Origin of the sequence: Pseudoroseomonas cervicalis (genome assembly GCF_030818485.1) — a bacterium.
GTDB classification, from domain to species: domain Bacteria; phylum Pseudomonadota; class Alphaproteobacteria; order Acetobacterales; family Acetobacteraceae; genus Pseudoroseomonas; species Pseudoroseomonas cervicalis_A.
The window spans coordinates 52,457-71,739 of sequence record NZ_JAUTAJ010000004.1 but is presented as its reverse complement, the minus strand read 5'-3'; the positions used below and the strand labels follow the sequence as shown (position 1 = coordinate 71,739).

The 19,283-nt window shown below is 69.9% G+C and carries 17 protein-coding genes and 1 tRNA gene; 2 read left to right on the top strand and 16 right to left on the bottom strand.

Features of this window, described 5'->3' with window-relative positions; translation table 11 throughout:
• The first annotated feature begins 19 nt into the window (after positions 1-19).
• Positions 20-1,408: a tetratricopeptide repeat protein gene (locus QE401_RS04160; protein ID WP_307137006.1), complete on the top strand. Its 1,389-nt coding sequence runs from the start codon at positions 20-22 to the stop codon at positions 1,406-1,408.
• 30 nt (positions 1,409-1,438) lie between these two features.
• Here the strand turns inward: QE401_RS04160 and QE401_RS04155 are convergent, their stop codons facing one another.
• The 16 genes from QE401_RS04155 to ffh form a co-directional block, all read right to left on the bottom strand.
• On the bottom strand, positions 1,439-2,440 hold the full coding sequence (locus QE401_RS04155) for a cysteine synthase A (protein ID WP_307137005.1): 1,002 nt from the start codon (positions 2,438-2,440) through the stop codon (positions 1,439-1,441).
• Positions 2,440-3,075, bottom strand: coding sequence for a peroxiredoxin (locus QE401_RS04150; protein WP_307137004.1), 636 nt, complete (start codon positions 3,073-3,075; stop codon positions 2,440-2,442). The genes QE401_RS04155 and QE401_RS04150 overlap by 1 nt, the downstream gene beginning before the upstream one ends.
• A gap of 184 nt (positions 3,076-3,259) precedes the next feature.
• The gene (locus QE401_RS04145; RefSeq protein ID WP_307137003.1) at positions 3,260-3,556 is read right to left on the bottom strand and encodes a hypothetical protein; all 297 of its coding nucleotides are present in this window, start codon (positions 3,554-3,556) and stop codon (positions 3,260-3,262) included.
• 168 nt (positions 3,557-3,724) lie between these two features.
• Positions 3,725-4,405: an SCO family protein gene (locus QE401_RS04140; protein ID WP_307137002.1), complete on the bottom strand. Its 681-nt coding sequence runs from the start codon at positions 4,403-4,405 to the stop codon at positions 3,725-3,727.
• A gap of 108 nt (positions 4,406-4,513) precedes the next feature.
• Positions 4,514-5,545, bottom strand: coding sequence for a ribonucleotide-diphosphate reductase subunit beta (locus QE401_RS04135; protein WP_307137001.1), 1,032 nt, complete (start codon positions 5,543-5,545; stop codon positions 4,514-4,516).
• Between the two features lie 401 nt (positions 5,546-5,946).
• A complete protein-coding gene (locus QE401_RS04130) occupies positions 5,947-6,663 on the bottom strand; it encodes a hypothetical protein (protein ID WP_307137000.1) in 717 nt (238 codons plus the stop codon).
• Between the two features lie 43 nt (positions 6,664-6,706).
• The gene (locus QE401_RS04125; protein WP_307136999.1) at positions 6,707-8,608 is read right to left on the bottom strand and encodes a ribonucleoside-diphosphate reductase subunit alpha; all 1,902 of its coding nucleotides are present in this window, start codon (positions 8,606-8,608) and stop codon (positions 6,707-6,709) included.
• Between the two features lie 348 nt (positions 8,609-8,956).
• A tRNA-Arg gene (locus QE401_RS04120) sits at positions 8,957-9,033 on the bottom strand.
• A gap of 343 nt (positions 9,034-9,376) precedes the next feature.
• The gene (gene leuB, locus QE401_RS04115) at positions 9,377-10,489 is read right to left on the bottom strand and encodes a 3-isopropylmalate dehydrogenase (RefSeq protein ID WP_307136998.1); all 1,113 of its coding nucleotides are present in this window, start codon (positions 10,487-10,489) and stop codon (positions 9,377-9,379) included.
• A 42-nt stretch (positions 10,490-10,531) separates the two neighbouring features.
• Complete coding sequence (gene leuD, locus QE401_RS04110; protein WP_307136997.1) at positions 10,532-11,143, bottom strand: 3-isopropylmalate dehydratase small subunit; 612 nt, start codon at positions 11,141-11,143, stop codon at positions 10,532-10,534.
• Positions 11,144-11,156: 13 nt separating this feature from the next.
• The gene (gene leuC, locus QE401_RS04105) at positions 11,157-12,584 is read right to left on the bottom strand and encodes a 3-isopropylmalate dehydratase large subunit (RefSeq protein WP_307136996.1); all 1,428 of its coding nucleotides are present in this window, start codon (positions 12,582-12,584) and stop codon (positions 11,157-11,159) included.
• A gap of 316 nt (positions 12,585-12,900) precedes the next feature.
• Complete coding sequence (gene rplS / locus QE401_RS04100) at positions 12,901-13,272, bottom strand: 50S ribosomal protein L19 (protein WP_307136995.1); 372 nt, start codon at positions 13,270-13,272, stop codon at positions 12,901-12,903.
• Positions 13,273-13,319: 47 nt separating this feature from the next.
• Entirely contained in the window at positions 13,320-14,054 is a 735-nt protein-coding gene (trmD, locus tag QE401_RS04095; RefSeq protein ID WP_307136994.1) for a tRNA (guanosine(37)-N1)-methyltransferase TrmD, read from the bottom strand.
• Positions 14,051-14,680 (bottom strand): ribosome maturation factor RimM, encoded by a 630-nt coding sequence (gene rimM / locus QE401_RS04090; protein ID WP_307136993.1) that lies wholly within the window; start codon positions 14,678-14,680, stop codon positions 14,051-14,053. The genes trmD and rimM overlap by 4 nt, the downstream gene beginning before the upstream one ends.
• A 20-nt stretch (positions 14,681-14,700) precedes the next feature.
• Complete coding sequence (gene rpsP, locus QE401_RS04085; protein WP_307136992.1) at positions 14,701-15,042, bottom strand: 30S ribosomal protein S16; 342 nt, start codon at positions 15,040-15,042, stop codon at positions 14,701-14,703.
• A gap of 31 nt (positions 15,043-15,073) precedes the next feature.
• Positions 15,074-16,459, bottom strand: a complete 1,386-nt coding sequence (ffh, locus tag QE401_RS04080) for a signal recognition particle protein (RefSeq protein ID WP_307136991.1) — start codon at positions 16,457-16,459, stop codon at positions 15,074-15,076.
• A gap of 606 nt (positions 16,460-17,065) precedes the next feature.
• On the opposite strand from ffh, the gene QE401_RS04075 reads away from it, so the two are divergent.
• Complete coding sequence (locus QE401_RS04075; RefSeq protein ID WP_307136990.1) at positions 17,066-19,219, top strand: anthranilate synthase component I; 2,154 nt, start codon at positions 17,066-17,068, stop codon at positions 19,217-19,219.
• The last annotated feature ends 64 nt before the right edge of the window (positions 19,220-19,283 follow it).

The following is a 19,283-nucleotide window of genomic DNA, read 5'->3' as shown; positions in this document are numbered from 1 at the left end:
CCATAATGGGGCCAGGAGCATGGACGGATCACGGGTGCCGAGAGAGCGACTTCACCAGGCGGAGCACAGCCGGGTCTATTACCAGCGCACGCCGCACCGGGATTCCCCCGTCCTCGTCATCACCTTCGACGCCATGTACAATGAGGACAGCGCGGACACGCTGGGCTTCGGCGAGGAGTTCCTGATCGGCGCCGGCTATGACGTGCTGGCGGTGCGCAAGACGCATGACAATTGGTACCAGGACCTGGCGGCGGAGGATCTCGCCCGCATCGTGGACGGGCTGCCGCGGCGCTATCCGCGCCTCTACACCTATGGCGCCAGCATGGGCGCCTATGCGGCGGCCTATTTCGCGGGCGCGGTCGGGGCGCGGATCATCGCCTTCTCGCCGCTGGCCTCGATCGACCCGGAATACCGCCGCCATGTCGTCAACCGCGACACGCTGCGCAAGGGCATCCGCTTCCGGCATGGAAGGCTGGCGCCGATGCTGGCGCGCGCGCCGGGGCCGCATCTGATCACCTACGACCCCTGCAGCCGCTTTGACCGCGTCTATGTGGAGCGCGAGATCGCGCCGCATCTGCCGCAGGGCCATCTGATCCGGCAGCGCTGGTTCGGCCACCCGACCATCGCCATCCTGGCCGAGATGCGGGTGCTGAAGCGCACCATCCTGGATTTCATCGAGCAGGACCTTCTGCCGCCGCGCCATTGGGGGGCGCAGCGGCGGCAATCCTATTCCTACCTGTCCAACCTGGCGCAGGCGCTGGGCCAGCGCGGCCGCTGGGCCGTGGCGCGGCGGCTGCTGGCGGAGGCGGTGGCGCTGCGCCCCGCCCATGCCGGGCTGCGCCGGCAGCTGGGCGAGGCGCTGGGGCAGCTCGGCGAGGCCGAGGCCGGGCTGGCCGAGCTGCGCCAGGCGGTGGCGCTGCAGCCGCGCGACGCCGCGCTGCACCACGCCCTGGCGCGGGCGCTGCGGCAACAGGGGCAGGCCGCCGAGGCGCTGCAGGCGATCGGCACGGCGCTGCGGCTCGATGCCCCGAATATCGGCTATCACCGGCTGCAGGCCGAGATCCTGGAGCAGGATGGCCAGGCCGAGGCGGCGCTGGCCGTTGCCCACCGCCTGGCGGCGGCGGAGCCGGGCAAGCTGGACCACTGGCTGTTCCTGGGCGGGCTGCAATGGCGGCTGGGCCGGCTGGAGGAGTCGCTCGCCACCGGGCAGCAGGCGCTGCGCGTGGACCCGGAATCGGGCAAGGCGCTGCATCTGGTGGCGCGGGCCCTGGCCGGGCTCGGCCGCTGGCGGGAGGCGCTGCCGCAGGCCCGGGCGGCGCTGCGCCGCAGCCCGCGCGGCGATTACCGCAGGCTGCTGAAGCAGATCGAGCAGGCGCTGGCGACGCCGCCGGCCGGCGGGCCGGGATGAGGCCGGGGCTGGCACCCCGGCCCTGGCCCTTCAGGCCAGCCAGCCCGGCACGGGCAGCCCCTTCTCCCGCAGGAAGTCCGGATTGAACAGCTTGGACTGGTAGCGCGCCCCGCCATCGCAGAGGATGGTGACCACGGTGTGCCCCGGCCCCAGCGCCCTGGCCACCCGCACGGCGGCGGCGACATTCAGCCCGGCGCTGCCGCCCACCGACAGGCCTTCCTCCACCAGCAGGGAAAACACCCAGCGCAGCGCCTCGGCATCCGGGATGGTCTCGGCCGCGTCGATCGGCGCGCCCTGCAGATTGCCCGGCACCCGCGCCGCCTGGCCGATGCCCTCGGTGATCGAGTTGCCCGGCGTCGCCTTGACCTCGCCGCGGGTGACCCAGGGGGCCAGCGCGCTGCCCTCGGGGTCGGCCAGCACGATGCGGACCTTCTCGCTCCGCGCCTTCAGCGCACGGGCGATGCCGGCCAGCGTGCCGCCGGTGCCGCAGGCGCAGGTGAAGGCGTCGATCCGCCCCGCCGTCTGCGCCCAGATCTCCGGGCCCGTGGTCTGCTCATGCGCGCGGGCATTGGCCTGATTGTCGAACTGGTTGGCCCAGACCGCGCCCAGCTCCTCCGCCAGCCGGCGGGAGACATGGACGTAATTGCCCGGGTCGGCGAAGGGCCTGGCCGGCACCAGCCGCAGATCGGCGCCGATCATGCGCAGGAAATCCAGCTTCTCGCGGCTCTGCGTCTCCGGCACCACGATGACACTCTTCCAGCCGCGCGCATTGGCGGCCAGCGCCAGGCCGATGCCGGTGTTGCCGGCCGTGCCCTCGACCACCGTGCCGGGCTGGCCGGGGGTGAGCTGGCCGCGCTCCACCGCATCCTGCAGGATGCCGAGCGCGGCCCGGTCCTTCACCGAGCCGCCCGGGTTCATGAACTCGGCCTTGCCCAGGATCTCGCAGCCGGTCTCCTCGGAGGCGCGCTTCAGCCGGATGAGGGGGGTGTTGCCCACCGCCCCCCAGAAGCCATCGGCGATGCTGGCCGACATCAGGAGTCCTTCAGCTCCACCCAGCGCAGATAGGGCTTCTGGGCCTCCCAGCCCTGCGGGAACCGCTCCTTCGCCTGCTCGTCCGAGACGGAGGGCACGATGATGGCGCGCTGGCCGGGCTGCCAGTTCACCGGCGTCGCCACCTTGTGCTTGTCGGTCAGCTGCAGGCTGTCCAGCACGCGCAGGATCTCGGCGAAGTTGCGCCCCGTGGAGGGCGGATAGGTCAGCGACAGCCGCACCTTCTTCGCGGGGTCGATGACATAGACCACCCGCACCGTGACCGAGGGATCGGCCTCGGGGTGGATCATGCCGTAGAGCTCGGAGACCTTGCGATCCTGGTCGGCGATCATCGGGAAGTTCACCGAGGAGCCCTGGGTCTCGGCGATATCCGCCTCCCAGCCGGCATGGCGGTCCAGCGCATCGACCGAGAGGCCGATGATCTTGGTGCCGCGCTTGTCGAATTCGGGCTTCAGCCGCGCGGCCTCGCCGAGCTCGGTGGTGCAGACGGGGGTGAAGTCCTTGGGGTGGCTGAAGAACACCACCCAGGACTCGCCGGCCCAGTCATGGAAGCGGATGCGGCCCGCGGTGGTCTCGGCCGTGAAATCCGGGGCGATCTGCCCGAGCTGGATGGTCATGGCACTCCTCCTGGCTGTTGCCAGGAAGGAAATCGCGATTCCGCATCGTATGTCAATGGCAGGCGGCAGCGGGGCCTTTCGGCCGCCACGCTGCCCGCCTGCGGCCCTGCCGGGCTGGCGCGGGAAAAACACCGCACCGTTGCGTGATTAAAGCCGGGGCCGGGTGGGAGGCCCCGGCCGCGCCTCAATTGCCCGCCTGCGGGTGGCGCAGCAGCCAGAGCCGCTCATGCGCCGCCACCAGCGTCTCCATGTTCTTGCGGCGGTTGGTGTCGGGCGAGGCCGGGCGGCGCGTCACCATGGTCTCCAGGATGCGCAGCAGCTCCTCGGCCACTTCGAAATCGCCCTGGTCGCAGGCCTGGTGGAAGGCGATCAGGATCTTGTCGGACAGGCGCCGCGTGTGGCGGGGCGCTGCCACCGCCGGGGCGGGGCGCACCGCTTCCGGGGCCGGTCGGACCTCGGACCAATCTTCCGCCATGCTCATGCCACTCCTCGCTCCCGGCGCAGAATCACCCGGTCAGGCGGAGCATGATGCTCCGCCCCGGCCCAGGGCTGTCCAACCTAACCGAGTGGAGACGTTCTGCACAGATCCGTGAACACGCTCTCTTTTTTAACGCAAGCCGGGCTGTGGGTGCGGCGGCCGGGACGCGTCTCAGCGGGCGGCAAGCTGGCCGCGCACCGCCTCGGCGATCGCTTCCGGGCTGCTGTTCGGGCGCAGCAGGGTGACGACGCGCCCGTCGCGGCCGATCAGGTAGATGTAGGAGGAGTGGTCCATCAGATACTCCGACATCTCCGGCCGCTGCACCTTGTTGTAGTAGACGCGGAAGCGGCGCGCCGCCTCAGCCACCTGCTCGGGCGTGCCGGTCAGCCCCACCATGCGGGGATGGAAATTGCCGACATAGAGCTTCATCTGCTCCGGCGTGTCGCGCTCGGGGTCGATGGTGAAGAAGGTGGGTGTGACGCGGGCCTGCTGCTCCGGCGTCAGCAGCTCCATGGCGGAGGTGATGTTGCCCAGCTCGGTCGGGCAGACATCGGGGCAGAAGGTGAAGCCGAAATAGGCCACCAGCAGCTGGCCCTGGAAATCCGCCTGGGTGACGGTGCGGCCCTCCTGGTTCACCAGGGTGAAGGGCCCGCCCAGCGTGACCCCCTGCGGCAGCTGCACGCCGCCGGCCGAGACCGGCACCGGCGTCTCCTGCCCGGTGATCCGGGCGACCTGGCGGAGGAAGGCGTCGCCCAGCTCCTCGCCCGGCTGCCGGCCGAACCAGGCGAGACCCCAGAGGGCGCCGAGGCCGAGGATGAGGAGCAGGACGAGGGCGCGGACGAGGCGTTGCATGAGGCCCATGTAGCCGCATCCGCCGCCGCTGGGGAGAGGGGGCGGCCGGCCGCGCCGGGAGGGAGGGGGAGGCGTCCCCTCCCCCGCCCCTTTCTCCCCCTGGGCGGCTCAGCGGAAGATCTGGCCTTCCGGCTGCTTGTCGGCGAAGACGCCGTCGGCGAAGGCCTCTTCCCAGGTGCCGGCGGTCGAGGCCTTGGAATACTCGGTCGCGCGGCCCTCGAAGAAGTTCATGTGCTCGACGGCGTTCAGGATCTCGTCCAGCCAGGGCAGCGGGTTCTTCTCGGTGCCGTAATGCGGCTCGAGGCCCAGCTGCTGCAGGCGGCGATCGGCGATGAAGCGGATATACTGCTTCACATCGTCCGGCTCCATGCCCTGCACGCCCCCCAGCTCGAAGGCCAGGTCGATGAAGGCGTCCTCATGCTCGACGATGGTGGTGCAGATCTCCACCAGATCGGCCTTCAGCTGCTCGGTCCAGATCTCCGGGTTCTCCTGCACGAAGGTGCGGAACAGCCGGATGACGGAGAGGCAGTGCAGCGTCTCGTCGCGCACCGACCAGGAGACGATCTGGCCCATGCCCTTCATCTTGTTGAACCGGGGGAAGTTCATCAGGATGGCGAAGGAGGCGAAGAGCTGCAGCCCCTCGGTGAAGGCGCCGAAGGCGGCCAGTGTCTTGGCGATCTCGGTCTTGTTCTCGACCGAGAAGGACTGCATGTAGTCGTACTTGTCCTTCATCTCCTTGTACTTCAGGAAGGCCTGATACTCGGTCTCAGGCATCCCGATGGTGTCGAGGAGATGCGAATAGGCGGCGATGTGGATCGTCTCGATATTCGAGAAGGCCGACAGCATCATCAGCACTTCGGTCGGTTTGAAGACCTGGCTGTAATGCTTCATGTAGCAGTTGTTCACCTCGACATCCGCCTGGGTGAAGAAGCGGAAGATCTGGGTGAGCAGGTTGCGCTCGGCCTCGGTCAGGTTCTTCTGCCAGTCCTTGACGTCATCCGCCATCGGCACCTCTTCCGGCAGCCAATGGACGCGCTGCTGCGTCATCCAGGCATCATAGGCCCAAGGGTAGCGGAAGGGCTTGTAGACCGGGTTGGCGGTGAGAAGGTCCATCTTCTCGGGCGCGGCGGTGTCGGACATCGGGACTCTCCGGCGATCGGGCATGGCCCCGCCGCGGCGGGCGCGCCGCGGGGCGGAACCATGGAAAGGGGTGGCCGGATCCGGGCAGGATCCTGGCGCGGCTTTCAGGGGCAGGCCCCTGGCGGTTGGGCGGCCCGCCTGCCGGGACGGCAGAGCGGGTGGATCAGCGGCGGGCGGAGCCTAGCGGAGCGGCCCGGAGAGGCGGAAGGGAACGGGCCCTGGCCTGCTGTCGGATTCGCTCTCTCACGGCAAAAACTCCGCCTTGCTGGATGGCCGCCACCATATGGGGGCGCCCTGGCCGGCGCAAGGAAGGCCGCAGCAGATTCCCGCCGCCATCCACAAGATATGGATGTCGCTCAGCAGAAATACCGCAACATGTTGATTTCAGGCAGAGTGCAGCCTCAGCCGCGCAGCACCCAGTACCAGCGTGGCGCCAGCGGATATTGCTCCATCACCCGCTCGGCCGCAGGCGGCCCGTCCGCCGGGCGGTGCAGCAGCCCGGCGACCCAGGGCGTGCCGCCCGGGCTCGGCTGGTTCAGCACCACCTCGCCCTGCGGCCCGCGATCGAAGCCGGACAGCGACAGGCGCTGCAGCGCCGCCCGCAACGCCGCATGGCGCGGCGGCGGCACGCCCAGCGCGCGCAGCATCTCGGCCTCGAGCCGCACGGGCTGCGCCGCCCCGGGCGCCACCTGCCGGCGATGCTGCGTCACCGCCTGGCCGTTGAGGAAGCGGTAGCTGTCATAGCGCCGCCGCTCGCCCTCCGGCGTCACCCATTCACCCTCCTGCCCGAGCTCGAGCGAGGTGATGGCAGGCAGCGCGGCGATCTCGGCCAGCAGCGCCTCCAGCCGCGCGCGGTTCAGCCAGAAATAGCCGGTGGTGGTGCCGAAGGCGGCCCAGAGCACACCGGCACCGACCAGCAACACCAGGCAGGCATGGGCGAGGCGATGGCGCCCCGCAAGGCCGATCAGAAGCGCACTGGCCAGCCACAGCGCCAGGCTCAGCCCCAGCGAATAGACCGGCAGGGACAGGACAAGGCCGAGCCCGGCGGCGATGCCAACCCAGCGCAGCCAGCGCGCGCCGAGGACAGGCCGCATCAGCCAGCGCAGGACGGGCGGCAAGGCCCGTCCCGGCGCGGCCGCATCGGCCGGCCCAATGGCCGGCCTACTGGCAGGCCAGGCATTCCTCGTAATTGGTGCCGTTGTCGCCCTCGCCCGCCACGGCGCGCACCCGCGGGGCGGGCGGCACCGGCAGCACGGCGTCGACGCTGGTGGCGGCGGCGAAGCCCAGCTCCGGCTGCACCGCGACCTTCTCGCTGATCGCGTCGGCGCGCTGGATCGACAGGCTGCGGCAGTAATAGAGCGACTTCACGCCCTTCTTCCACGCCTGGTAGTGGATCTGGTGCAGGTCGCGCTTGTGGACATCGGCCGGCAGGAACAGGTTCACCGACTGGCTCTGGCAGATATAGGGCGTGCGGTCGGCCGCATGCTCCACCACCCAGCGCTGGTCCAGCTCGAAGGCGGTCTTGAAGACGGCCTTCTCCTGCTCGTCCAGGAAGTCCAGGTGGCTGACCGAGCCCTTGTTGACGGTGATCGTCGTCCATGTCTCGTCATCGTCGCGGCCATACTTGGCCAGCACCTTCTTCAGATACGGGTTGCGCACGATGAAGGAGCCGGACAGCGTCTTGTGGTTGTAGACATTGGCCGCGATCGGCTCGATGCCCGGCGAGGCGCCGCCGCAGATGATCGAGATCGACGCCGTGGGCGCGATCGCCATCTTGTTCGAGAAGCGCTCCATGAAGCCGTATTCGGCGGCGTCCGGGCAGGGCCCGCGCTCCTCGGCCAGCAGGCGGCTGGCCACATCGGCCTGCTCGCGGATGTGCTTGAACATCCGCTTGTTCCAGACCTTGGCGATGACGCTCTCGAAGGGCACGTTCTGCGCCTGCAGAAACGAATGAAAACCCATCACGCCGAGGCCGACCGAGCGCTCGCGCATGGCGCTGTACTTGGCGCGCGCCATGCTGTCCGGCGCGTCGTCGATGAAGCCCTGCAGGACGTTGTCGAGGAAGCGCATCACATCGGGGATGAACTGCTTCTCATCCTTCCACTCGAACCAGGTCTCGAGGTTCAGGGAGGAGAGGCAGCACACCGCGGTGCGCTCCTGGCCATGCTGGTCGCGCCCCGTCGGCAGGGTGATCTCGGAGCAGAGATTGGAGGTCTTCACCTCCAGCCCGGCCAGCTTCTGATGCTCCGGCCGCGCGCGGTTCACATGGTCGGAGAAGATGATGTACGGCTCGCCCTGCTCGATGCGCGCCATCAGGATGCGGATCCAGAGCGAGCGGGCCGAGATCTTGCGGATGACCGCGCCATCCTTGGGCGAGGTCAGCGCCCATTCCTCATCGGCCTCCACCGCGCGCATGAAGGCGTCCGGCACCAGGATGCCGTGATGCAGGTTCAGCGCCTTGCGGTTCGGGTCGCCGCCGGTCGGGCGGCGCATGTCGATGAATTCCTCGATCTCGGGATGCGAGACGGGCAGGTAGACGGCGGCCGAGCCACGGCGCAGCGAGCCCTGGGAGATGGCCAGCGTCAGGCTGTCCATCACCCGGATGAAGGGGATGATGCCCGAGGTCTTGCCATTCTGCCCGACCTTCTCGCCGATCGAGCGGAGATTGCCCCAGTAGGAGCCGATGCCGCCGCCCTTGGAGGCCAGCCAGACATTCTCGTTCCACAGGCCGACGATGCCATCCAGGCTGTCATTGGCCTCGTTCAGAAAGCAGGAGATCGGCAGGCCGCGGGTGGTGCCGCCATTCGACAGCACCGGGGTCGCCGGCATGAACCACAGCTTGCTGATGTAGTCGTAGATGCGCTGGGCGTGGGCGCTGTCATCCGAATAGGCCGAGGCCACGCGGGCGAAGAGGTCCTGGTAGGACTCGCCCGGCATCAGGTAGCGGTCGTCGAGGGTGGCCTTGCCGAAATCGGTCAGGAGCGCGTCGCGGGAGCGGTCCACGCGCACCTGGCCATGCCCTGCGAGCTGGATGTCATCGGCAAGGTGAACGGCATCGAGCACGGCGAAGAATCCCTGATATCGGTGTGGGCTGCGGCGGGGAGATTTGCACCGCCCTGCCCGGCGCTTCAACCCATATCTGGTGGGTCGGATGCAGGGGGAACCCCAAGAATTTGCTTTACAGGCGTTCCGTTCACAGGCGCTTCGGGCCGCGACTCTGGGAAAATCCTGGGGATGCGGGGGTTATCCACCGCGGGCTCTGAGGCATCACCGGCGCGAGATTTCTGCCCCGCGGCATGGCCGCAACCCGGGAGAATCGCCTCTTCCGCCCCGGCCCCGCGGCACCCCGGCCCGGGCAACAAAAAAGGAGCCTGGGGGAAGACCCCGGCTCCTGCCTTGCGGTGAGATAACTGGCGCGCCCGAAAGGATTCGAACCTCTGACCCCCAGATTCGTAGTCTGGTGCTCTATCCAGCTGAGCTACGGGCGCTCGCCAGTGGCCGGGTGATAACCGCCGGCGCGGGGGGACGCAACAGGGGGGCGCGACTTTTTTCCGTAAAATCCGCCTGCGAAATGGCCAGGCCCGCGCCAGGGCCGCCCGGCGCCCGGGGCCATGGCGCGCTCCCTTCGGCCGGGCCGCGCGAGGCCCTGGGCGGGGCGAAGTTCCGATGGCGGTGTCCGGCCGGTTGCCGGCATGGCCCGCCCGCCGCCCGGCACGCCTTGCCCGCCAGGACGCAAAAAGCCCGCCGCGGCGGGGGCCGGGCGGGCTCTTCAGGGCCAGGGGGCGGGGCCGAGGGACCCCCTGCCCGCCCCTGGCAAATGGCGGCGCCGGATCAGGCCGCCAGCTTGTCCAGCTCGCGCAGGATGGCGTCGCCCATCACGCTGGTGCCGACGCGGGCGGTGCCGGGGCCCATGATGTCGGCGGTGCGCAGGCCCCCGGCCAGCACCTTCTCCACCGCCGTCTCGACCAGCTTCGCATCCTCCTCCATGCCGAAGGACCAGCGCAGCAGCATGGCGAAGGAGAGCAGCTGGGCGCAGGGATTGGCGATGCCCTTGCCGGCGATGTCGGGCGCCGAGCCATGGATCGGCTCATACAGCGCGTGGCGCCGGCCCGAGGCATCCTGCGCGCCGAGCGTCGCCGAGGGCAGCATGCCCAGCGAGCCGGTGGCGGCCGCCGCCAGGTCGGACAGCAGATCGCCAAAAATGTTGCTGGCCAGGATGACGTCGAACTGCTTCGGCCGGGCGCAGAGCTGCATGGCGCAATTGTCGGCATACATGTGCGACAGCTGCACATCCGGGAACTCGGCCTTGGCGACCTCGTTCACCACGGCGCGCCAGAGGCGGCCGGACTGCATGACATTGGCCTTGTCGACGCTGGTCAGCTTGCCGGTGCGCTTCTGCGCCAGGTCGAGCGCCACGCGCGCCACGCGGGCGATCTCGTCCTCGGTATAGACCTCGGTGTCGGTGCCGCGGCGCTTGCCATTGGGCAGGGTCTCGACGCCGCGCGGCTCACCGAAATAGATGCCGCCGGTGCTCTCGCGCACGATCATCAGGTCGAGGCCGCGCACCACATCCGGCTTCAGGCTGGAGGCATCGACCAGCGGCTCCAGGACGAGCGCCGGGCGGAGATTGGCGAACAGCCCGAGCTCCTTGCGCAGCCGCAGGATGCCGAGCTCCGGGCGCTTGTCGAAGGGCAGGGAGTCCCATTTCGGGCCGCCCACCGAGCCGAACAGCACGGCATCCGCCGCCAGGGCCCGCTCCACCGTCGCATCCGGGCAGGGGGAGCCGGTGGCGTCGAGCGCGGCGCCGCCCACCTGGCCCTCCTCCAGCGCGAAGGAGACATGCCGGCGCCGGTCCATCCATTCGATGACGCGCCGCACCTCGCGCATCACCTCGGGCCCGATGCCGTCGCCGGGCAGAACCAGCAGCCTCTTATTCGCCGTCATGTCTCTCGTCTTTCCCCTCTTGGTCCTGTCAGCCCCGGATGCTCAGCGATAGAGCCAGGGCTGCGCCGCGCGCTGCTGCGCCTCGAATCCGTCGATGGCGGGCGCACGCTGCATGGTCTGGCCGATATCGTCCAGGCCGTTCAGCAGCAGGTGCCGGCGCAGCGGGTCGATCTCGAAGGCGATCTCCTCGCCATTCGGGCGCACCACCACCTGGCGCTCCAGGTCGATGGTGATCCGCGCATTGGCACCGAGCTTCGCATCCTCCATCAGCTGGTCGCACACCTCGCGCGGCAGGCGGACCGGCAGGATGCCGTTCTTGAAGCTGTTGTTGTGGAAGATGTCGGCGAAATCGGGGGCGATGACGCAGCGTATGCCGAAATCCAGCAGCGCCCAGGGCGCGTGCTCGCGCGAGGAGCCGCAGCCGAAATTCTCATGCGCGATCAGCACCTCGGCCCGGCGATAGGGCTCCTGGTTCAGCACGAAATCCGGGTTCTCGCTGCCATCCTCCCGGTAGCGGAGATTGGCAAACAGCGACTTGCCGAGACCGGTGCGCGCGATGGTCTTGAGGAAGCGCGCCGGGATGATCTTGTCGGTGTCGACATTCGCCATGGGCAGCGGGGCGGCGATGCCGGTGAGCGTGGTGAAGGCGTCCATGGTCCCGTCTCCCTCAGGCGATCTCGCGCACATCGGTCAGCCGGCCGGTGATGGCCGCCGCCGCCGCCATGGCCGGCGAGCAGAGATGCGTCCGCCCCCCCGGGCCCTGGCGCCCCTCGAAATTGCGGTTGCTGGTCGAGGCGCAGCGCTGCCCCGGGGTCAGCTTGTCCGGGTTCATGCCGAGGCACATGGAGCAGCCGGCCTCGCGCCATTCGAAGCCGGCTTCCTTGAAGACCGCGTCCAGCCCCTCGCGCTCGGCCTGCTGCTTCACCAGGCCGGAGCCCGGCACCACCATGGCGCGCACGCCGGGCGCCACGCGGCGGCCCTTGGCGATGGCGGCGGCGGCGCGCATGTCCTCGATCCGGCTGTTGGTGCAGGAGCCGATGAAGACGACATCGACCGGCAGCTCGGTCAGCTTCTGGCCCGGGGTCAGGCCCATATACTCGACCATGCGGCGCAGCTGGGCGCGGCGCGCCTCATCGGCGGCCGCTTCGGGGTCGGGCACGGTGCCGGTGATCGGCAGCACATCCTCCGGGCTGGTGCCCCAGGAGACCATCGGCACGATCTCGGCCGCGTCCAGGAACACCTCCTTGTCGAAATGCGCGCCTTCATCGGTGGGCAGGGTGCTCCACCAGGCGACCGCGCGGTCGAAGGCCTCGCCCTGGGGGGCGTAGGGGCGGCCCTTCACATAGTCGAAGGTGGTCTGGTCCGGGGCGATCATGCCGGCCCGCGCCCCCGCCTCGATCGACATGTTGCAGACCGAGAAGCGCCCGGCCATGTCCAGCGCCCGGATGGTGCTGCCGGCATATTCGATGACATGGCCATTGCCGCCGGCGGTGCCGATCTTGCCGATGATGGCCAGCACGATGTCCTTGGCGGTGCAGCCGGGGGGCAGTGGGCCTTCCACCGTCACGCGCATATTCTTGGCGCGCTTCTGCAGCAGGGTCTGGGTCGCCAGCACATGCTCGACCTCGGAGGTGCCGATGCCGAAGGCCAGCGCGCCCAGCGCGCCATGGGTCGAGGTGTGGCTGTCGCCGCAGACGATGGTCATGCCCGGCAGGGAGAGCCCCTGCTCCGGCCCGATGACATGCACGATGCCCTGACGGGCATCGGTCAGCGGGATGTAGGGAACGCCGAACTCCTTGACGTTCTTCTCCAGCGTGTCGACCTGGGTGCGGCTCTCCGGGTCGTCGATGCCGGTGTAGCGCGAGGCGTCGGTGGCGATGTTGTGGTCGACCACCGCCATGGTGCCGTCCGGCCGGCGCACCGGGCGCTTCGCCATGCGCAGCCCCTCGAAGGCCTGCGGGCTGGTCACTTCATGCACGAGGTGCCGGTCGATGTAGAGAAGCGCGGTCCCGTCCGGAAGCGTCTCGACCAGATGGGCGTCGAAGATCTTGTCGTAGAGCGTGCGCGGCTTGCTGTCCGCGATCGGGGCCGACATGGGGCGATTCCTCGTGGCAGATGGAACATCACCCGTGTGGCGCTGGGGCAGGAAGGGGGCCCACCGCCACCCGGAGGTCGCGTTGGCGTCACGGAGGGAGGCATCCCCCGGAACCCCGTCCGGCTCGGATCGCGGGGGGAGGCATCCCCCGGATATCCTCCGGTTCTGGCAACGCCTCCATGTTTGGATGCGGCTGCCCTCCGGTCAAGCGCGCCCGGCGCGCTTCTGACCTGTCCACCCCGAAGAGGGGCGCATCCCGGGGGTCACCCCCCGGGGGCCGAGGCGGTGGCAGGGGGCGGACCCCCTGCCGCTTGCCTCACTCCTTGTTGGTGACCGTGCGCTCGGCGATGCGCGCCGACTTACCGGTGCGGCCACGCAGGTAGTACAGCTTGGCGCGACGCACCTTGCCGCGGCGCAGCACGGCGATCTCGGCCACGTTCGGGGAGTAGAGCGGGAAGACGCGCTCCACGCCCTCGCCGTAGGAGAGCTTGCGCACCGTGAAGTTGCTGTGCAGGCCCTTGTTGGAGCGCGCGATCACCACGCCCTCATAGGCCTGGGTGCGGGTGCGCTCGCCCTCGACGACCTTCACCATCACGCGGACGGTGTCGCCGGCGGAAAACTCCGGCACGGCGCGGGCCTGGGCCAGACGGGCAAGCTGCTCGGCGTCGAACTGCTGCAGCAGGTTCATTGTTGTGGTCCTCTCGACAATCCGTTTAGGCGGCGCGGGCCGCCCGTTCAATCCTGTGACTTGGCCTGTGTTCTGGCCTGGTGCCCGGCCTGCCGGGCCCAGAGGTCGGGCCGCCGCTCGCGCGTCGCCGCCTCCGCCATCTCTCGCCGCCACTTCGCCACCGCCGCATGGTGGCCGGAGAGCAGAACCTCCGGCACCGCGCGGCCCTGCCACTGCACCGGGCGGGTGTAGTGCGGGTATTCCAGCAGCGCACCGCGCGGGTCGGAGAAGCTCTCCTCCTCCGCGCTGTCCGCCCCGCCCATCACCCCCGGCAGCAGCCGCACGCAGGCGTCGAGCAGCAGCAGCGCCGCCGGCTCCCCGCCCGAGAGCACGAAATCGCCGACCGAGACCTCGCGCATGGCGCGCGCCTCGATCACCCGCTGGTCCAGCCCCTCATAGCGGCCGCAGACGAGGATGACCCCCGGCCCGGCCGACAGCTCCCGCACCAGCGCCTGGTCCAGCAGGCGGCCGCGCGGGGTGAGATAGACCAGCGGACGCTCGGGCCCCTCCGCCAAAGCGGCGGCGCAGGCGGCGTCCACCACATCGGGCCGCATCACCATGCCGGCGCCCCCCCCGCAGGGGGTGTCGTCCACCGTCCGGTGCTTGTCGGCCGCGAAGTCGCGGATCTGCTTCGCATCCAGGCGCCACTTGCCCTCGCGCAGCGCGCGCCCGGCCAGGGACAGGCCGAGCGTGCCCGGAAACATCTCCGGGAACAGCGTCAGGGCAGTGGCATGCCAGGTCACGCGGCACCTCCGCGCACGCCGCGCGGGCCGGTGCGCTTCGGCGCATCCTGCCGGCGCGGCAGGGCGCGCACCGGCTCGGCCAGCGGCGTCTCGGGCAGGGTGGCCTCCATCTCGGCCTCGCCGGGCTGCGGCGGCACCACCACGGCTTCCGGCGGCTCGGCCACCAGATAGCCCTCGGCGATGGACACCACGGGCACCACGGCGCGGGTGAAGGGCAGCAGCAGCTCCCGCCCCTCGCCGTCGATGACGGTGAGGTAGGAACCGGCGCCGTAATCCTCCACGCTGCGCACGCTGCCCAGCGTCGCCCCGCTGCCATCGCGCACCGCGAGCCCGATCAGGTCGGCGAGGTAGAACTCCTCCTCCTCCGTCGCGGGCAGGCGGTCGCGCTCGACATAGAGGCGCGTGCCGGTCAGGCGGGCGGCGGCGTCGCGGTCGGCGATGCCGTCGATGCGGGCCAGGCCATTGCCCAGCCATTGCAGCACGAAGCGCCGACCGCCGCTCTCATCCGAGAGCGGGCCATAGCCGGCGATGGCGGCCGGGTCGGTGGTGAAGGCGTTGATGCGGACGATGCCGCGCACACCGTGCGGCCGTCCGATCTCCCCCACCAGGATGCGCTGCGCGGGCATGGGCGTTCAGCGGTGCCGGATCAGCCCGCGGCGGCGGCGGCCGCGGCGGCGCGCTCCTGCGCCTTCTTCTTCGGCGCGGACTGCTTCGGCTGCTCGCGGAACACCGGCATCGGCGCCAGCTCGGCCTTGCCGAGGAACTTGGCGACGCGGTCGGTGGCGACGGCGCCGTGCTGCAGCCAATGCTTGATGCGCTCGTCGAACAGGCGGATGCGCTCGGCATGGTCGGCGGGCAGCATCGGGTTGTAGCTGCCGACCTTCTCGATGAAGCGGCCGTCGCGCGGCGAACGGCTGTCGGCCACCACGATGTGGTAGTAGGGGCGCTTCTTGGCACCGGCGCGCGCGAGGCGGATCTTCAGGCCCATAGTGGCTTCCTTAGCTTGGTGATTCGGTTGTTCAGAAGGGGCGCTTGCCCCCGGCTCCGGGGAGAAGCGCGCCCAAACCGCCGCGCATCAGCCCCTTCTGGCCGAGCTTGTTCATCCGCTTCATCATCGCGGACATGTCGTCGAACTGCTTCAGCAGCCGGTTGACATCCTGCACCGTGGTGCCCGAGCCGGCGGCGATGCGCTTCTTACGGCTCGCCTTCAGGATCTCGGGGTTGCGGCGCTCCTTCGGCGTCATGCTGCCGATGATGGCGGCCTGGCGCTTCAGGATGGTGTTGTCGAGATTGGCGTCCTCGAGCTGGGACTTCAGCTTGCCCACCCCCGGCAGCATGCCGAGAATGCCGGAGAGCGAGCCCATCTTGCCGATCTGCTTCAGCTGCGCCGCGTAGTCCTCCAGGTCGAACTGACCCTTCTGCATCTTCGCGGCGAGTTTCTCCGCCTCCGCCTTGTCGATCGTCTCGGCGGCGCGCTCGACGAGGGAGACGATGTCGCCCATGCCGAGGATGCGGCCGGCGATGCGGTCGGGGTGGAAATCCTCGAGCGCGTCCAGCTTCTCGCCGGCGCCCAGCAGCTTGATCGGCGCGCCGGTCACCGCGCGCATCGACAGCGCCGCGCCACCGCGGGCATCGCCATCGACGCGGGTCATGACGATGCCGGTCAGGCCGACGCGCTCATTGAAGATGCGGGCGGTGTTCACCGCGTCCTGGCCGGTCATCGCATCGACGACCAGCAGGCTCTCATGCGGCTTCGTGGCGGCCTTGACCTCGGCCACCTCGGCCATCAGCGCCTCGTCGATCGAGAGGCGGCCGGCGGTGTCGAGGATCACCACGTCATACAGCTCGCCGCGCGCCACCTGCATGGCACGCGCCGCGATCTGCAGCGGGGTCTGGCCCGGGATGATCGGCAGGGAGGCGACGCCCGCCTGCTTCGCCAGCGTCTCCAGCTGCAGCTGGGCCGCCGGGCGGTGCACGTCGAGGCTGGCCAGCAGGACCTTCTTCTTGTCCCGCCCGCGCAGCCGCAGCGCGATCTTGCCCGAGGTGGTGGTCTTGCCCGAGCCCTGCAGGCCGATCATCAGGATGGCGACCGGGGCCGCCGCGTTCAGGTTCAGCCCGGGGGTCTGCTCGACCCCCTCGCCACCGCCCAGCGCCTCGACCAGGCAGTCATTGACGATCTTAATGACCTGCTGGGCGGGGGAGACGGAGCGGATGACCTCCTGGCCCACGGCGCGCTCGCGCACCTTGTTGACCAGGTCCTTGACCACCGGCAGCGCGACATCGGCCTCGAGCAGCGCGATGCGGACTTCCCGCAGCGCCTCGTTCACGTTGTCCTCGGTCAGCGCGCCGCGGCGGCGCAGCCGGTCGAAAACCCCGTTCAACTTGCCCGACAGCGCCTCGAACATCGGCGGTCGTCTTCCTTTCCTGCGGGTTGAGCCCCGCCCATAACAAAACGCGCCGCTGCCCGAGCCTTCGGGGAGCGACGGAGCCGGGCCTCTCCGGGAGGCGCCGACCAAAAATCCGGACAAAGCCGGAGCCGCGACATACCCCTCCCCCCCCCTCCTTGCAAGTCTTTTTGCCGGCTGCCGGTCATGGCCGGGACGGCGGGTGCTGCACGGGCAGGGTGCGCTCCGGCCCAGCGTGGCGTTTTTCTGTCCGCTGCCGGTCAGGGCCGGGACGGGCGGTGCTGCACGGGCAGGGTGCGCTCCGGCCCAGTGGGGCGGCCCGCCTGGTCGGGGGATGGCGGCAGCCTGACAGAAAAAGATGGGGGCTCGGGGGAATTCATTCCCCCGACCTGACCCAAGCTTATTCTGTTGCCTTTGTCTGAAAGGCCGATTAGCCTCCCCTCATGAACACGCTCAACCCGTTCCAAAGCTGGTGGTGGCCCCTGTAAAAAGGCGGCCAGCGTAGTTCACTGATCCTCAGGCCGCCTCGGATATCCGGGCGGCCTTTATTCTGCACTCTCCCTCCCCCCGGATCTCTGAGGCGACCGCAAAGCCCGGAGCGCGAGAATGCTGAGTTTCCAGACCCAGGGTGGCCTGACCATCCACCGATCCAGCGCCGACACCGATTATCCCGGCGCGCGCGATGTGCTGGCCCGGCGGCTGGACCAGCAGCGCGGGGTGCTGCTCTCCTCCTCCTTCGAGTTCCCGGGCCGCTACACCCGCTGGGATATGGGCTTTGCCGATCCGCCGGTGATGATCACCGCGCGCGGGCGGGAGATGGCGATCCAGGCGCTGAACGCCCGCGGCGCGCTGCTGCTGCCGGCGATGGCCGAGGCGCTGCGGCCGATGCCGGAGCTGGCCAGCTTCGAGGCGGGGCCGGAGCGCATTGCCTTGACCGTGCGGACGCCGACCGAGCGGCTGCCGGAGGAGGAGCGGTCGCGGCTGCCTTCCGTCTTCTCGGTGCTGCGGGTGCTGCGCGACCTGTTCGCCAGCCCGGAGGATGCGCATCTCGGCCTGTATGGCGCCTTCGGCTACGATCTGGTGTTCCAGTTCGAGCCGATGACGCTGCGCCTGCCGCGCGGGGCGGACCAGCGCGACCTGGTGCTGTTCCTGCCGGATGAGATCCTGGTGGTGGACCATCTGCGCGGCGCCGCCACGCTGCACCGCTACGACTTCACCGTGGGCGGACAGGGCACCGAGGGGCTGCCGCGCGAGACGCCGGCGGATGGCTACCGCCCCGGCACCGGCATCGCGCCGCCGGCGAGCGATTACGGCCCCGGCGAATACGCCGCCATGGTGGAGCGCGCCCGCGACGCCTTCGCCCGCGGCGACCTGTTCGAGGTGGTGCTGGGCCAGACCTTCGCCACGCTGTGCCCCGACGCGCCGAGCGCGCTGTTCGACCGGCTGCGGCGGGTGAACCCCTCCCCCTATGGCGCGCTGATGAATCTGGGCGAGGGCGAGTTCCTGGTGGCGGCCAGCCCGGAGATGTTCGTCCGGGTCGAGGGCAGCCGCATCGAGACCTGCCCGATCAGCGGCACCATCAAGCGCGGCCGCGACGCGCTGGAGGATGCGGCCAATATCCGCACCCTGCTCAACTCCGCCAAGGAGGAGAGCGAGCTGACCATGTGCACGGATGTGGACCGCAACGACAAGTCGCGCGTCTGCGTGCCCGGCTCGGTCAAGGTGATCGGCCGGCGGCAGATCGAAATGTATTCCCGCCTGATCCACACGGTGGACCATGTGGAGGGCACGCTGCTGCCGGAGCGCGACGCGCTGGACGGGTTCCTCTCGCATGCCTGGGCGGTGACGGTGACCGGCGCGCCCAAGACCTGGGCGATCCGCCATGTCGAGGCGGAGGAGCGTTCGGCCCGCCGCTGGTATGGCGGCGCCATCGGGCGCATCACCTTCGACGGCAACATGAACACCGGGCTGACGCTGCGCACCATCCGGCTGAAGGAGGGCGTGGCCGAGGTGCGCGCCGGCGCCACCCTGCTGCATGACAGCGACCCGGCCTCGGAGGAGGCGGAGTGCCATCTGAAGGCCAGCGCCATGTTCGCCGCCATCCGCGGCGCCGGCGCCCCCCAGGCGGCGGCGCCCGCGGCCGAGGCGCGGCCGGCCAGCGGCACCCGCGTGCTGCTGGTCGACCATGAGGACAGCTTTGTCCACACGCTCGCCAATTATGTCCGGGCGACCGGGGCGGAGGTGCGCACGCTGCGCCCCGAGCTGGCCCGCGCCGCCCTGGCCGAGGGTGCGCCGGCCGATCTGGTGCTGCTCTCCCCCGGCCCGGGCAAGCCGTCCGACTTCGCCATGTCGGAGACGATCGAGTTGCTGCTGAAGCGCGGCCTGCCGGCCTTCGGCGTCTGCCTTGGGCTGCAGGGGCTGGTCGAGCATTTCGGCGGGGCGCTGGACGTGCTGGCGCAGCCGATGCACGGCAAGCCCTCGCTGATCCGCCGCACCGGCGGGCGGCTGCTCGGCCATCTGCCGGAGGAATTCACGGTGGGCCGCTACCATTCGCTGCATGCCCGCCGCGTCGCCCTGCCGGCGGAGCTGCTGTCGACGGCGGAGACCGAGGATGGGGTCATCATGGCGGTGGAGCATCGCGCGCTGCCGCTGGCGGCGGTGCAGTTCCACCCCGAATCGCTGATGACCGATCCGGGCCGCATCGGCATGCCGCTGATCGAGGGCGCGCTGCGCACGCTGCGCGCCAGCGTCGCGGCGTAAGCCGCGCGGAAGGGCCCGGCCTAAGCCGCGCGGAGACGCCGCGGCGTAAGCCGCGCGGACGAAG